This is a genomic window from Blautia sp. MSK20_18, from assembly GCF_020553125.1.
Classification (GTDB): Bacteria; Bacillota; Clostridia; order Lachnospirales; family Lachnospiraceae; genus Blautia_A; species Blautia_A fusiformis.
This window is the reverse complement of sequence record NZ_JAJCGR010000038.1, coordinates 11591-27118: the sequence shown is the minus strand read 5'-3', so window position 1 is coordinate 27118 and position 15528 is coordinate 11591. Positions and strand designations below refer to the sequence as shown.

General features: G+C 37.2%; 13 protein-coding genes. 2 read left to right on the top strand and 11 right to left on the bottom strand.

Annotation, left to right across the window (positions count from 1 at the left end; translation table 11 throughout):
- The 4 genes from LI091_RS15600 to LI091_RS15585 form a co-directional block, all read right to left on the bottom strand.
- Positions 1 to 712 (bottom strand): DUF3846 domain-containing protein (locus LI091_RS15600; protein ID WP_173734445.1); only part of this gene is annotated, 712 nt, incomplete at its 3' end.
- A 58-nt stretch (positions 713 to 770) separates the two neighbouring features.
- Positions 771 to 1199, bottom strand: coding sequence for a hypothetical protein (locus LI091_RS15595; protein WP_173734444.1), 429 nt, complete (start codon positions 1197 to 1199; stop codon positions 771 to 773).
- Complete coding sequence (locus LI091_RS15590; protein ID WP_173734443.1) at positions 1199 to 1555, bottom strand: hypothetical protein; 357 nt, start codon at positions 1553 to 1555, stop codon at positions 1199 to 1201. Before LI091_RS15590 ends, LI091_RS15595 begins: the two co-directional genes overlap by 1 nt.
- Before the next feature lie 120 nt (positions 1556 to 1675).
- Positions 1676 to 3526: an AAA family ATPase gene (locus tag LI091_RS15585; protein ID WP_173734442.1), complete on the bottom strand. Its 1851-nt coding sequence runs from the start codon at positions 3524 to 3526 to the stop codon at positions 1676 to 1678.
- A 225-nt stretch (positions 3527 to 3751) separates the two neighbouring features.
- On the opposite strand from LI091_RS15585, the gene LI091_RS15580 reads away from it, so the two are divergent.
- Complete coding sequence (locus LI091_RS15580; RefSeq protein WP_173734441.1) at positions 3752 to 5842, top strand: hypothetical protein; 2091 nt, start codon at positions 3752 to 3754, stop codon at positions 5840 to 5842.
- 28 nt (positions 5843 to 5870) lie between these two features.
- Positions 5871 to 6452, top strand: a complete 582-nt coding sequence (locus LI091_RS15575; protein ID WP_265191335.1) for a hypothetical protein — start codon at positions 5871 to 5873, stop codon at positions 6450 to 6452.
- 84 nt (positions 6453 to 6536) lie between these two features.
- Here LI091_RS15575 and LI091_RS15570 read toward each other — a convergent pair whose 3' ends face one another.
- The 7 genes from LI091_RS15570 to LI091_RS15540 form a co-directional block, all read right to left on the bottom strand.
- Positions 6537 to 7655, bottom strand: coding sequence for a GmrSD restriction endonuclease domain-containing protein (locus tag LI091_RS15570; RefSeq protein WP_173734439.1), 1119 nt, complete (start codon positions 7653 to 7655; stop codon positions 6537 to 6539).
- Between the two features lie 30 nt (positions 7656 to 7685).
- The gene (locus LI091_RS15565; protein ID WP_265191334.1) at positions 7686 to 7820 is read right to left on the bottom strand and encodes a hypothetical protein; all 135 of its coding nucleotides are present in this window, start codon (positions 7818 to 7820) and stop codon (positions 7686 to 7688) included.
- Between the two features lie 37 nt (positions 7821 to 7857).
- Positions 7858 to 9672, bottom strand: a complete 1815-nt coding sequence (locus LI091_RS15560; protein WP_265191333.1) for an adenine-specific methyltransferase EcoRI family protein — start codon at positions 9670 to 9672, stop codon at positions 7858 to 7860.
- Between the two features lie 144 nt (positions 9673 to 9816).
- Entirely contained in the window at positions 9817 to 11610 is a 1794-nt protein-coding gene (locus tag LI091_RS15555) for a leucine-rich repeat domain-containing protein (RefSeq protein WP_173734437.1), read from the bottom strand.
- Between the two features lie 128 nt (positions 11611 to 11738).
- Positions 11739 to 12101 (bottom strand): hypothetical protein, encoded by a 363-nt coding sequence (locus LI091_RS15550; protein WP_173734436.1) that lies wholly within the window; start codon positions 12099 to 12101, stop codon positions 11739 to 11741.
- A gap of 91 nt (positions 12102 to 12192) precedes the next feature.
- Positions 12193 to 13209 (bottom strand): leucine-rich repeat domain-containing protein, encoded by a 1017-nt coding sequence (locus LI091_RS15545; RefSeq protein WP_173734435.1) that lies wholly within the window; start codon positions 13207 to 13209, stop codon positions 12193 to 12195.
- 236 nt (positions 13210 to 13445) lie between these two features.
- Positions 13446 to 15224 (bottom strand): leucine-rich repeat domain-containing protein, encoded by a 1779-nt coding sequence (locus LI091_RS15540; RefSeq protein WP_173734434.1) that lies wholly within the window; start codon positions 15222 to 15224, stop codon positions 13446 to 13448.
- Positions 15225 to 15528: the final 304 nt, after the last annotated feature.

Genomic DNA, 15528 nt, shown 5'->3' with positions numbered 1-15528 from the left:
TATGCGCTTTCATCTCGGATATAGAATAACCGAGGATTCCCGCTTTAAATCCTAACATGTCAACATAAAAATATCTGTCACCATTCGGAAGATGCATCACAATGATATCAGAAATGTCCATTGAATGGCCTTTTCTGTCCAAAATTACACCATTATGCTCTATATAAAGCCTTTCGCACACTCTCTTTGCCTCAAACGTATCGCTGAATTCAAAAATTCCACGATAAACTTTGCCGTAATCAGAAAGCTTCGGCGAATGTCTTTTCATCGCTGATTCAAACGTGCAAAACACGTAATCAGCCTCAGTCTGCAGTAAATCATAAAAGCAGAAATGTTCTTTCTCATCTTCCGGCTTAACAATCTTCCAAACCCTGCTGAGTCCATTCCATACATGCATAAACAAAACATCAGGTTTTGAAAACATTTTCGTGTATTTCTCAACATCCTCATCAGAAATATCACAGAATTCATCTCCGGACCATCCACAGATAAAGAAATCACCGCGGATTACATCATGACTGTTACCAATTTTCAGAATTCGATTCGGCGTCAGGTTAGCCACTTTTCCGGCATCATTACAAACCAGCATTGCAGTTTCTGATAATGTGATGGTCTCAATATGTCCAAGCACATATCTCTGCATATCCTTCAGATTGTTTTCAATTTCCTTAACAACAGGCTCTTCGCATTTATCAATTGCTAAAATTCTCATAATTTTGTCCTTTCCCGCCATCTGGCGTAAAAACTTTTTTTGTTTTCTTTTTGCAGCCTTAGAACCAGGTGAAACCATCACCGGAATCAATGCCGTCTTTAACGATAGCTTTGAAATCAGCAAATTTCGCGCAGTCTTTTCTGCCGGCATAGCCGTATAAAATATCGTCGTCGTAGTCTTTGATGACTTTGTAGATAGACCGGCAGTGTGGAACATCCATAATGCCGTCACAATCGCTCTCATACAAAAAATCAAGGATGTTAGACATTTTGCCTTTGTATTTTTTGTCCAGTTCTGTGATTTTTGCGTTATATGATTTGTAAAACGCCTTTCTTTTATCATCATCATACAGCCGCATTCCGTCCATAGATTTTTTGTAGTGTTCAAAGATATCAGGCGCTGCCAGTTCTGCGACTTTAGTGCGGAGGCATATGAAGCCTCCACCTCCAAGGTTAATAGAATGATTTTTGCTCTCAATGGTTACCATCACGCAATCTCCTTTCTTTCCGCTGTCAGCAAATTCTCGTCCAATTCTTTCAGTTCAGCCAGCATCTCATCATGGCTTTTTACTTCCTGCTCGGTAGTAACATGTCTACCAAAGCAATCTTTCCCACGGCATAACTGGCAAGAACAGTGAATTTTGTTTTTGCTGTACTGGTGCAGATTGTCATACAACGGCAAACCATCATATGACCGTGCGAGGTCAATTCGCGCTTTCCTTTTCGCTTTTTTATAGTCGATTTTTCTCCGGTCTCCTTTTCTGCTATCTTTTGGAGTGCTGAAAAGAGACTCGGCCTCAGCGTCGGTGAGGTTGTTGTAAATGTCTAAAACTTCGTTATTCATTTTTTTACCTCCTGTCTTTGTTGTTATTTTTGTCGCTTTTAATATGCTGAATTTTGACAGGAAGAAAAAAAAGAGCAAAAAAAAGAACATGACTGAATGTCATGCTCTTCTACTGCTAACTTAATGGTCTTCATATTCAATTTCATCATCGTCTATAGACATATCAAAATAATCATTACTTTGTATTTTTTCGGCAGGCATACCGTGCTGAACAAAATCGCTCCATCCTTCATCTTTTGATGGATTACTATCTACCAGTCTATTATTCATAGCTGACAATAGGTTTGGAGAGATACTGCTGATTGAATCATTCGGATTTATCCAGGTTACATGAAGCGAAGTATCTTTTACGCCATATTCATTCGCAATCCCCAAATATTTTTCTCTTATTGGCTTGTCAAGATTGGTTGCTTCATATACGACAGAAGCGCCACTTTTTAAAGCTGTTTTGATTCTTGCATCAACTATTGCAAAAACAAGGCTTTCACTATAACTATCTGGATAATTGTCTTTGAGTTCTTGGCGAATTTTATTCGGAGAAATCAATACTGTACTATCCTTGTAATCTGCATTTATTACAATGTCATTCGTGATTTTAGAAGGGTCAAAAATAAGGCCAATATTCTTTATCGCTTTTGAGGCCGGATACAAGTTCACATCATCCATTTTTTTATTTTGTAAATCAGCATAAAGAGATTTGGCTAATTGAGATTTTCCTGAACCCGGAATTCCGCAAAGCATAATAAACTTTGGAGATTCCATTTTAACTTCTGGCTCTTTTACGATTGTGTTGTATTTGCTATTTTTTTCGGCTTGTTTTTCTTTATATAATGAAATCGTCTTTCCTCTTTGGAATTCTGATAACATTTTGGCTTTAGTGTCGTAATTTTTACTGATTACATCAGCCTTTTCTTCTGGAATTCCTGCATTTGCATACAGTTCTTTAACCTCGCCTGCGGAGGGGATGCTGTTTAAATCTACGGCAGTTTTATTTTTCACTTTTCCAAGTAATTTTTCTTCTCTTTTGTAAAAACTCGTAATCGGAATGTCTAAAATTCCGGCTCGGGTATATGGTGTTTTTCTTCCATCAGAATAGAACATACTGTTTCCGGAGTCGAATATTGGAGCCGGGCCAATTAATTTCATAGTATTTGGGTCTCGCAAGACGCCAAAATTTAACAAATGTTCGTCTGTATTCGTTATCAAGAAATCGGTCATTGTCTGATAGTCCATAAATTCTTGAATTTGATTGTAATCAATACCGTTTTCAACACAGATATTAATGTACTCGTCATATAATGCCTGACTGTTTTGGATTTTTCTGCTTTCCACCATTTCATAAGCCGACAACAATTCTATATTTTCTGAAGTAAAAGCCGGGCACTTACATTGTACACCTCTATCTTCGGTCATTTCAGCAGTGTATCTAACAAACTCAACATTTGAAGGCTGTCTGCTATGAACTATTGAGGCGAAAACTTCATTAATTGACTGCTGTCCGTAATATTTATAGCTTTCTTTGACCAATATTGGAGTTTTATGCATTAAATCCCAATATTTTTCCATCTGGCCGCCAAGAGACGCATTTGGGTCATACGACGTTGCGTTATGATATGGGATTTTTCCATGGCTATATGCAGCTAAATTCGCAAATTTAACGTTATTAAATGACAAATCAATGCCGCTTGGTTTAATCCAGTATGTATCAGTCATGCTTAATCCAAGATTTTTTGCCAGATAAACCTCTGTATTTAAGCAATTTGCGTTATTTATCACCTGTTGCATCGTTGCTCTTGACGCAGGAACAGCTCTCATCTCCCACCATTTTTGAATTTTCTTTATGTCACAGTTGCCTAGGTATGGAGACAGACCGTTTCTATCATCATGATATTCGGTGATTCTTCCTATGTTTTCGTCAAACAGTATTGTTCCACATTTATCATTTTTGTGCATTAAGATGTATTTTATCATTATTATTCACCTCCAATATATTTTAGTAATATGTGAATAGTATACCAAAAATTTAGTAAATTACAATTTATTTTGAGATAATATTAATATGCGGAATTTTTTGGAAAGCAGAAAAGCTGATTTCCAAATGCATGTTGAAATATATTTTTATGTGTGATACAATATGTCTATAAATAAGACGCTTAATTATAGACATTTAAAAATACTAAAAAAGGAGGGAAATATATGAAAAAAGAAGAATCTAATATCGGTCAATTATCATTGTTTGATGTGATAGATGGAGGAAAACACGGTGAGGCAGAAAATGTAAATCTCATCAAAATAAAACATAAAATAATGGTTGATGCCGCTGAATTTGAATCAATTGATGAAATATTTTCAGGTTATAGCAAATTGCAGGTTATTACATTTTCATATAACTGGGATTTTATAAATAAATTGCTGAAATACTTTGAATATGTAGAAATTATTCTTGGCGCAACATGTATTGTAGATAAAGATTCAAAAATGCCATACATTTTTGCAAATGCAACCCAAATACAAAAAGCGGCTTGTAAATATAAGCGCGTATCAGATATGATTCAAAGTGGAAAATTAATTATTAAGGTTTCAACTACTATTGTTGACCACCGTAAACTATATATTTTAACATCTGATAATGGTGATTCAAAAGTTGTTGATACTACAGCAAACATGTCACGTAATGCCTGGAACGGAAGTCATATGGAAAACTATAATTATGATGACAGCGAGTTATGGTACGAAGATGCGATTGCAGAATTTGATGCAGCCTGGTCTATGGCTGAGGAGGTTCCTTATTCGTGTATAACGACAAAAACAATTACATCTGAAGAAGATATGATTGAGAACAATCCAATTATTACAAAAATTAAGAAAATGGATACGGCAATTGTATTACGTGAAGATATGTCTCAAGCAAATTTAGATTATGTTAATTATTGTATTGAATATCAAAAAGACGTTGAATTTTATAAAAAAGTAACTAAGAATATCGGCTTAAAAACTGAAAAGGGACTTACTCAAATAAGTTCGCGAAATATTAAAAGGATGGAATCAAATTTTAGAAGGAGCTTAAATGGCCAAAAATGTCACGTTTCAGTTGAAAAATATCCTGAACTAACATTTGATTACGATTCTGAAAAAGCATATCTTAATGGGGAAGAATTAAATTTGTATCCATCTGAAGACGAGGTGAAACATGATATCTCTGAATTATTGAAGATTTTTAACAATTATGATGAGTTTATTAACGGGAGAAAAAATTTACAGCCAAACCATTTCAAATTATTGAACGCCGTCTTCTCTTCTCCGTTTACATCCAAATTGCGTAATGATGCTGATATTACAGGAGTAGGTGATGGCAGCCTTCCTCTTTTTATGTTATTAGTATCAAAGAACCCAAGCGTAGGTAAAACTTTTATGATGTCTGTGATACTTAAATTGATGACAGGTAAAAACATACCAGAGGAAAAAGGAGTTGAGGTAGGTAAAGACAAATTAAAAGCTTTGCAAACAGGCTCAAAAGGAATACCAATTTTTGTTGACGAAATTTCAAGTGGATATATTTCTCAAAAAGGGGATTACTTAAAGAATCCAGAACAATGTGAACGTTTATCTCTTCATTGCATGCCACTTGTTGTTTTTGCAAGTAATGAGATTTTATCTTTAGAGGAAAAATACAGAAAACGAATAATGCTTATTAGTTATGAAGGATGTTTGCCGAGTACCGTAGACCAGAGCGAATATAAAAGCAGAGGCAAAGCTATTCTCAACAGGTTAACGAATGCTTTTTATCGTGAGTATCTAAGGAGAATGCTTCCACAAATTAATGATGTTGTGCGCCATATGTATGACATAGAACATCGTGAGGACGGGTATTATCCAGATATTATGTCTATCTCGTCAAATGTAATTATTGACATATTAAATGAATATGGATATGATATTCCAGAGTATATAAGACCGCTTACATGGAATCATGATTATTCTATTAATGCAACTTCAGTTTCAAGCGATGCACTTGAACAGATAGAAGGCCTGTATAAAACAAACAAGAAAGATTTCATTATCGATACAGTTGCTGATACTGTTACATTAGTACTTGGTAAAACTGGAGAAATAGAAAAAATGTTTTTGGCATGGGAGCGCTGTTTACCAAACGAAATTTGTGCGGAATCGACACCGTCACGAGATGTATGTCGCATTAAATTTAACAAGACGCAACTAGAAACGTTTTTAGGTCATACATTATCAAACGGTTTTATGTCATTTATACAATCTAAACGTCGTAGGTAATAATGAAAAGGTGAGTAAGATGATATATTTGTATACAACAATAGATGAGAATTTATCGTCTTTTGATGATATTATTGATATACTACGAAAAGAACTAGGTTCTGATTTTCAGATTACATTTTATACAGAAAATAAGCGCTGTTTTCGTGCATTCAATAATATTAAAGCAATATGCAACACAAACGATATAATTGTTATAGGAAAGTTTGAGGATATTGGGCTTAATGACTTAGCTGTGAAAGAAAACATAAAATATTTCTTGGAAAAATCCGTTATGCTTATAGTGCGTGATACACCATCAACTTATGAATGTGGGATTTCTTCGTCGGTCAATATAGCTGTATTGAAGACCATATACGATTTTATATCAAACAGTAATCAAAAAATTACTCCAATCCGTACTTCCAGGCGTGCTGGCGCCGGTCGTACTAAACTGGATTTTCCAGAAAATTGGGAAGAGCTGTATGCAAAATGGGAACAGAAAGAAATCACATCAAGCGAATTTATAAGGCAGAGCGGCTTAAAAAAGGCATCGTTTTATAATCTAATGGCAGAATATCGTAAGATTTTAGAAACAAATAAAAAATATAAAGAAAAGTATGGCTGTTAAAATAGTGTAAAGCATAAGCGGCAGAATAATTTCTGCCGCTTTTTTCTGGCTAATAATTTGCCCCGCAAGTGCGTGGAAAATTTTTTATTTGTCACTCTTCTCATTATTACATTTCTTACACAGCATCTGCAGATTCTCATCCACAGTCCTGCCGCCCTGGCTCCACGGTACAATATGGTCTCCGTCCATCTCTGTCAGGTCAAACACCTCTCCACAAATCGCGCACTTATGTTTTTGCCTCTCATATGCCCTTCTCTTCTGCGCTTCTGAAAATGCCCTGATTGACAAGAACTTCTCATCATGTTTCGTTCTGCCAGACAATAAATACCTTACAATACCGGCATTTTTGGTAACATCATCATCCATTAAAAGGCGTTTCATATCAGCCTCAAGATTGTTGCTGTTATACTGCTTGTTGTGAAATTCGTTGTATAAGATTCCCCAATCCTGTACGTCAGTAACGCCTTTTCTCGCCGTCGGGAACAACATTTTCGCCCAATTAATAACTGTCTGAAAATACAACCACAATTCGTTCGCGTCCAGGTCATGCTGATGTTTTGCCATATACATCTGACCCGATTCCAGCCTATCACGGTCAGCAATCCACGACAGAGCTTTTTCAAGATAATCCTGCCGAATCGGGTTTCCTTTGATATACCCTTCAGCCATCTGTCCGGCCACGCAGTTTCGTTTTGAGAAATAGTTTTTTGCATCAGTCAGCCATGTTCCGACATATGTTGCATTTAACAGCTCCTGATTCGTTAGCACTAGCCCGGCAATATTGATACGCTTAAACCACTCTAATTTTTCTTCTTCCGTTCCGTCACAAACTTTCACATCAAGTTTATAATCCAAAAATTTTTCCTTTTCATCTTCCGTCAAGTTATGGAAGAATTTATCATTTCCATTGATTTTTACAGGAAAATCCCCGTTTACATACTGACAGAGTGAGATTGTACGCTGCTGTCCGTCAAGGAGTTCAAAACCCTTCGGGTTCGGAGACCAGTACATTAAATTTAACGGAAATCCACTCATTACCGTATCGATTACCGCATTTCTCTGAGCCTGCTGATAAATATACTCTCGCTGATAAGGCGGCCTTAAAACCAGCTCGCCGTCTAATCCATAAACTCCGCCATCTCCATCGTCAACATAATTTTCAGCAACCTCTCTGATGCTGATTTCTTTTGGTTCTATTTTCAATTTTCTTTTCCTCCATTTTTGCTTATTTTTTTATTTCTTTTTTTTCTCTTTCTCAGCTGCAATCTTCACCGTTTTCACCCGGTTTCTTTCCGGATGTTCTTTAAACTCTTTTTCTATTTCTATTGTTCTTTCGGCGTTGAAGATTTGGCTTTTGTTGTTGTTCATTTCTTTTATGCCTCTTTTTGCTGTTACTTTTGTTTTTTTATAACTTACGGCGAATCACAATCCTCGCATAAACAGAATGTACATATTCGCCAGTTTTTTCGTTGTAAAGAAAATTTCCTTTTTTAGGCTTTTCTTTTATAACCGGGTTTCCATTTGCCTTTCCTCCAGAAGCGCCTGTGTATGACATATCTTGCCGCATTTCGCGAAAGCTATTGTAAAAGCGTAAGTTCGGAATTCCGGCCTGTTCATCAGTACTTGATTGCAGCATACCAATAATCTCAAATTGTTCATGGTTGTATTTATCCAAATATGTAATCGGAACTCCAAAAACTCCATTACAATACCTGTCTGACAAAAATCCTTGCATATTTTCGTTTTCCGGCGATATGCCATCCGTCACTTCCAGGTGAGAGCAATTCAGAGTTTCTTCCTGATACAGATTCGTGCATAGACAGTCCGCCTCTGCTCTGCTCTTAGCGATTATATTTTTGGAATCTTTTTTGTCAATACTTTTTTGCATTTCTTTTTTACTTTCTGAAAGCGTTATAGAAGCAACTTTATCTTTAATAAGCCCGTGAGATTTTACTGGCACGTTTTCAGTTTTTCGGTAGTCGTTAGCATTGACGATTTCAAATTGGTCAGGGCTGTATTTGTCAAGGAAGGTAATTGGCACGCCGGCAACTCCGTTACAATACCTTTCTGACGAAAATTCTTCCGTATTTGAGTTTTCCTCCAATATACGGTCCATTTTTTCCTGTTGTTGAATCAATACCGGCAAGCCCTTTAATGTTTCCGGCCGCCAGGCCGATGATTTCAAACTGGGAGGCGTTATGACGGTTAAGGTATGTAATCGGTACGCCCATAATTCCGGCATTATAACGAGACTGCCAAGGGCAGCTCGTCTGCCCTTCGGCAGCTCGTCGTTATTTATATTTTTATGTATATTTTTAAAAATCTCAGACTCTATCTCCTCCTTATACCCGACCGCATGCTTATGAAGCAATTTTCTTAATTTTGTATTAGCTGCGGGAATAATGAAGAAACTCTTTTCACCGTCTCGTTCTCCCGTTCGTGTAACCTCCCATTCATCAGCAGAAAAGTTTTTAAATTCATCTTTTGTTACTTCCCAGGATTCGCAATAATCACAAGGGATATTTGAAACTTTGTCAACATTGATGGCATCGTAATTATCATATTGCGGGAATTCTGCCGGCGTGTAATTTTTCCACAGTATAAGTTTTTCGTGACGTTTTTTAATGTCAAGGTTTGTAAACCACAGTTTATTTCCAAATTTCTTAATTGTTCCGTTAGGCTGCAGAAACTCTTTTACTGCAGAATAACCCATCCACATTTCGTTGTTTTTTAAAAGTGGAAATATGATTTTGTATGTAACCCAGTTTAAGTCACCGATTATCAAGAATTTCTTTTTATGCTCAAAAAGTTGAGGTATAAAATCCTCGCGGGCAATGCTGAACGGCGGATTCGTCACCACAATATCGGCCTCTTTCAATAAGTCAATGCATTCCTGATTCCGAAAATCTCCATTTCCTTCCAGGGGCGTCTTAACTCCGGCTTCAATATCATTATCGTTTCCGCCAGTGTATTCCATTTTGTAAGTTGGTTTTTCTCTATCGTAATGTGTTGATATAAGTTTTTTAAGCCCGAGATGGCCAAAATTTAGATGGAAATATCGCCAGAAAGCAGACCAGGTCGGGTCATCACAGTTACAAAATATTATTTTATCTTTAAAATGTTCTTTGTAATGTCTCAATTCTTCTGAAACATCATTTAATTGAGTATAAAACTCATCATTTTTGGCTTCTTTAGCTTTATGTAAATTTTCATTTGCCAATTTTTTTCCTCCTTTTTGGGCTTTTAATTTAAAAGTCCGCTAAAGATAAAATGACGAATCAGCAATGAAAAATAATATTTTTTGAAACGTTTTTTTATTTTTTTCATACAAAAAAAACCGCCAGCTTTCGCCAGCGGTTCAAAGTTAAATTACAAGTGCATCATTATTTTCTTCTCTTCCTTCTTCCAGCATATATGCCAGAGCAATATTCCAGTTCTGCTCCTGCAGCCGTTTCACGATACCTTTATCATATCCAAGATTGATAAAATCCAATCTTAGAAAATCAACAAAGTCTTTTTCTGTCAATTCCATGGCAATCGCTTCTGCCGTTCTTTTCTGATAATCAGATAAATATTCTTTTGCCGATTCATTTTTCGTCTTTTTGTATGTCTTAAATGCATCAACACATTTGAATCTTGAATTGGAAGCATACATGAACGCTGATTTCAGGCGCCGGATTTTTTTATCGTATTCCCGGCCAGCCATCAGGTTGCATGCAGAAACAATCTCGGAATATCCTGGAGTTACAGCAGAAGTGCAGTCCGGCAGAACAAAATCAAAAATTCCGTCCTTATTGTCAATATGGACATTAATACATCGCGGTGTCTGCATGTTTCCAGGGTGAATAAATGCACGGCCAAAGTCTTCTGGAATTGTTGACATGCTAACATTAATATCCTGAATTCCTTCTCGTAAAACTTCACACAGGAATGCCTCCGGCCCCACTTTTTTAATAGATGTCGGCAAATGAATCTCTGTCAATCTCGGACAGCCTCTAAACGCTCCCCTCTGGATAGTCTCCAGGCCTTCGTTAAAAATCACTTCTTTCAGCTCACCACATGAGAAAAAGGCATTAATGCCAATTTCTTTAACCTGCGGCGGAAATACGAGTCTTTTCATAGAGCATCCAGAAAAAACATGCTGATTGCCGTTTCCTCCAATATGTTCAATTCCATGTCCAAAATCAATTTCTGTCAGGTATGCACATCCATAAAATGCTTCGTTTTGCAGACTAACCATGCTGTCAGGAAAAATGACCTTACTTATTTTAGACCTGGAAAATGCGTGCTTCCTGATTCTCGTGACTCCGTCAGGAATAACCACTGTACCGGTTTTTCCCGCTGGGCAGAGAATCAGGGTTTTCATGTCGGCGGAGTATAAAATTCCGTCAACTGTTTTGTATCGTGGCACTCGAGATTCAAGCTCTTCAATATCACGATTACAAAAATTATACAATAGCGCGTCATCATAATTGATATTTTCATCCTCAATGATTACCTTTTTGGGGAATTTTCTCATTGCTGCAAAAGCATTTACATTAGGAACACGAACGCAGTCTCTTGGTCTTTTTGGAACGCAATAACAGATATCATTTTTTGGCAATACAATCTCATCCGCCGTCTCATCAATATCAATGATGAATGGCCCGAGGCATTTAATACCGTCAACAAACGGCCGGTCTAAAAAACCAGAATCCACAAATGAGGCATCCTGCACCATTGAAATTCTCATCTTATTCTTATCCAAGCCAACAGCATTTCTTGCTTTACAGCATTCAAATGCATAGTCTTCAATCCGGTTAAACAGCGTGAAATCAATTGCAGCGCCATCATTCTGACCAAACGCATTTAACAATCTATATCCGGCTTTTTCAACCAGATATTTGCCAGTCATGAAATTACTGGATTTGGATTCTACATTCTTCACATTTGGCAGCATCTTATTCGGAATGATAATTGAGAGAACGTTCCTTTCAATTATCAGATTCTCAACACTTGAAAATACTTTTTTGCATTTTTCTCTGTCAATCCTGAATTTCGGAAAGATAAACGAAATAGTTTTTGCTTCATTCATTACTTCAATATCAGTACATATTGTACCATTAGTGTAGAATTTAGAATCTCCAATCGTGACCCACTCATAATTATTTTTATTCATATTTTTCTCCTTTCTTTTTTGCATTTCTGAAATTAATATGCATGATTTCGAAACAGAGAAAAAACCGCTGGAACGCTTAGGCTCTCTTTTTTAGAAAAACAAAAAAGAGAGAAGACTTTCGCCTTCTCTCAGTACCCTGCCCACTGCAGGATTTCAATGTACTCTCTCGTTAATTTCTCGTCTTCTGACATCATTGCATTTATGATTTTTTCCGAAGCGGTATTCATTACTGCATTGAAAATGGTACATACATCATCAACAGAAATCCTCTCTTTCTCCATGACAACGATATACAGCGTTTTTGCGGCTTCCGGATGTAGTCGTAAAAAATTCGTATGCCATTTCAGGATACCGGCTCTTCCTCCAATTTTGGACACGATATATCCTTCGCCATTACAGATTAACGCCATTGCAGGATTAAGAATCTGCTGCGAACCGCAGCAGAGAAAGCCATCAACTACAGAATACGGACCAATTTTGTGTTTTAACATACCACATTTTCCTTTCTTTTTTCGCTTATGCATACAATATGCCGAATTTCCGGCATAAAAAAAATGCAGCGCCGAAGGCGCTGCTGCAAAATTACAACCGCATCGAATTACTTTTCCCATTCTTCTTGATTGCTTCCATTAGATAAGCCGCAACCTCAGTACGATTTTGCTGCACTGCTGATTCATGAAGAGATTTAAGGGCATTCGATGTAAGAATATTGAAACTGATAAGCGTGATTGCGTCCTGTGTACGATTGGAATCAATCATATATTCCACTATCTTCTTACCTACCCTCCTGATGTATGCTGTTAACTCATCAGACGGTTTGCGCCCAAAAGCATAAAGATAAGAATACATCGCGAAAGCAGTATCGTATGATGGCTTACCACTCTTTCCGTACTGGAAGAGATTTTCTTCCATCTCTGGAATCCCGGAATTCAAGGCACATTCGCAAAGGCCTATATCGGATTCATTAACGAACTTCGGAAGGTATATTACACGTCCATTCACTGAGATTTCTACGGTCATCGGAATATTGCATGAATCATATTTCCAATAGTAGCCATGCCAATCGGCCGGGTCGGCCGGGCTTATCGCACGAATCAGATTATGCGGCATATCAGTACTCCGAATATTCACTGCATTAACATTGGCTAGCGCATTATCACCAAGAGCCCTAACCGATTCTGGAAGGTCAAGCTTTGAAATTTCAGTATAGCTAAAAGCATGACTTTCTATGACCATCAGACCCTTATTCAGCTTTACTTCCGTCAAACTATTACATCCTTGGAATGCAGAAGCCTTAATGACTTTGACATTTTTGGGGACACTGACTTTCTGCAATTCGTGGCACATATAGAAACTTAAAGCTCCAATCTTTTCCAGCGATTCAGGGAAACTTACAGATATGATTTCGCTATGTTTTGAAAAAGCATTACCACCAATTGATTTAACGCCCTCTGGGATTACCAGATGCTTCAAATCACTTTTATCCGCGCATCTATGAATTCCAACAACCTCCATATCACTTTTTCTTACGAGCAAGCCATTGCTCAGCACTTCCAGTCCAGCAAGTTCTGCGTCTTTACCTGTCTTTCTTTTTGCCATTTTTTTTCTTCCTTTCTTTGTATGTTTTTTTTGTACATGATTAATATGACGGATTTGGCAGTAGGCAAAACAGGCAAAAGTTCTTGTATTTTTGTACAACTTTGTATAATCATATTGTATGTACAGTGGTAGTATTCTGTGCAGAAAAGCTTTTGCACTGGAATATGCTTTGTTGCAGCCTTTTTGTACTACACGCACAAAAAAGCGTCAGCTGATGCTGACGCTCACAATAAATCTTACGATAAAGCAAAGTCTTCTTTTTCTGTTTCTTTTGTGTTCTGTAAAATGTATGAGATACTTGGTAACCATCCTTTTTTCAGGAGGCCGTTTAAGATTCTTTTGTTATATTTTACTTCTACAAGCTTTAGAAAATCCATGAAATCATCTTCAGTCGTGAATGCAATAATACTAAGCGCGGTTAACAGATAATTTTCCTGAATTGCCTTTTTTATTTTTTCGTCCTTTGTTTTTTTATATACTTTGAATGCAGTAATACTTCGACTTGTCGTACTTATGGCAAAAATATAAGCTTCATTCAATATCTCTACGGCTTTTTTGCCAGGCAGCATATCGAATGCCGCAGCTGTAGTCAGAAATCCATGACGTGACATATACTCAGGAATTACAAAATCAAACATATCAGATGCATTATCCACATGGACATTAATGCATATTGTTCCTGAAGACTTTTCCGCTTTTACAAAAGCAGCGATAAAATTGCTGGGTATGGATTTAAGAGTTACCGTAATATCTTCTGTCCTTAGGATGCCAGGGTGAAAAGCACAATTTCCGATATAGCGTAGTGTTTCAGGAAAATCCAGATTCTTGATTAAGTCACACTTGGAAAATGCATCATTCCCAATCTCCTGCAATCCTTCGTTAAATTTTACTTCTTTCAGTTCATCGCAATAGTAAAATGCCCCATCCCCGATTGTCTTGACCTGAGGTGGGATTTCAAGCTTAGTGATAGAACAAAACGCAAATGCCATAACACCGCCAATTTCCTCAATTCCGTTTCCAAAATCAACAGATTTTAAGCGAGAGCATTCGTAGAAAGCATTCTTTTCAATCTTTTTAAGACTGTCAGGGAAAGATACTTCTTCGATTTTAGAATTAGCAAACGCAAATGCCTTAATTTCTGTTACGCCTTCCGGGATTGTGACACTTCCATTTTTACCACGCGGGCATACCAGTAACGCACTCATATCTTTGTTATACAAAACTCCATCTACGGTTTTATACTGCTGGATATGCGATTCTATTGTCTTCAAAGACCGTATGCCGTATAAAGCTTCCACAAAATCATCAGCATTATCAAAAGGTTCAGCCGTGCTGCTGCCTGGTTCCAAGATAAGTTTTTCCGGAGTCAGTCGTGCTGCATAATATAAGCTTTTTGCATCCGAAACCTTAACGCATTTTGTATGCTTCAGCTGATGGAATTTGATTTTGCCTTCTGGGAGAATAACGGTGTCAGCATTCTCATCAATGTTAAGGATAGTGGTTCCATACTGTGTTCTGAATACCTTAAGGCCATTAACAAAAGGCTGCTCCATGAACCCTGAACCTGTAAAAGAGTTTTCATATGTTGTAAATTTACCACCTGAAAACAGATTAACAAATTCATGGGATTTGCATCCGTCCAAGGCATATTCATTAATCGATATAAAATCGCTGCCATCAAGCGGCGTATCTTCGCTTTGTCCAAAAGCATTCAACAATCTGAGTGTTGATTTAACTATCAGATACTTTCCACTCTTAAATACTTTTGAGTCAGACTTAACGTGTTTGACATTAGGGAACATTCTGTTCGGGATACAGATAATTGCCACTTCCGGGCCAATGTAAATTTCTTCAACATTCGGGAAAACTTTTTTGTTACCTCGGTCAATATCAATCGCCATATGCTGAAAGCATAACTGTTTGACTGTGTCTTTCATGTTAATATCAGTACATACTACACCATTCGTAAAAAAATCAACATCATCAACGGTCTCCCAGCGATAATTTTTACTCATATTTTTCATTCCTTCCTTTTTTCTACCAGTATTCTGGCGATATTTACATATACAATATGCCGGATTTTGTGAAAAGGAAATTGCACTTTTTCCAAAGCTATTCTTGTTTTTCTACATAATTCTGTGGTATATTATTCTCAGCATACGAGGTCAGAAATGGTGTTCCTGACGCACTCTTCGGAGTACCTGAGATGCTGGGATACACCGCCCGGCCGTATGTCATTTCTAAGGCTTTCGTTTGAAGCCTTTTTTTTGTTTTTTTTTGCAAAAAAAGCGCCCGGGGAAATAATTTCCCGGGCTGGCT

What these genes read in the sequence shown, in the direction of transcription:
- LI091_RS15595 (WP_173734444.1), bottom strand. Translation starts at nt 1,199, where the DNA reads ATGGTAACCATTGAGAGCAAAAATCATTCTATTAACCTTGGAGGTGGA.
- LI091_RS15555 (WP_173734437.1), bottom strand. Translation starts at nt 11,610, where the DNA reads ATGAATAAAAATAATTATGAGTGGGTCACGATTGGAGATTCTAAATTC.
- LI091_RS15565 (WP_265191334.1), bottom strand. Translation starts at nt 7,820, where the DNA reads ATGAACAACAACAAAAGCCAAATCTTCAACGCCGAAAGAACAATAGAA.
- LI091_RS15585 (WP_173734442.1), bottom strand. Translation starts at nt 3,526, where the DNA reads ATGATAAAATACATCTTAATGCACAAAAATGATAAATGTGGAACAATA.
- LI091_RS15540 (WP_173734434.1), bottom strand. Translation starts at nt 15,224, where the DNA reads ATGAGTAAAAATTATCGCTGGGAGACCGTTGATGATGTTGATTTTTTT.
- LI091_RS15590 (WP_173734443.1), bottom strand. Translation starts at nt 1,555, where the DNA reads ATGAATAACGAAGTTTTAGACATTTACAACAACCTCACCGACGCTGAG.
- LI091_RS15580 (WP_173734441.1), top strand. Translation starts at nt 3,752, where the DNA reads ATGAAAAAAGAAGAATCTAATATCGGTCAATTATCATTGTTTGATGTG.
- LI091_RS15545 (WP_173734435.1), bottom strand. Translation starts at nt 13,209, where the DNA reads ATGGCAAAAAGAAAGACAGGTAAAGACGCAGAACTTGCTGGACTGGAA.
- LI091_RS15550 (WP_173734436.1), bottom strand. Translation starts at nt 12,101, where the DNA reads ATGTTAAAACACAAAATTGGTCCGTATTCTGTAGTTGATGGCTTTCTC.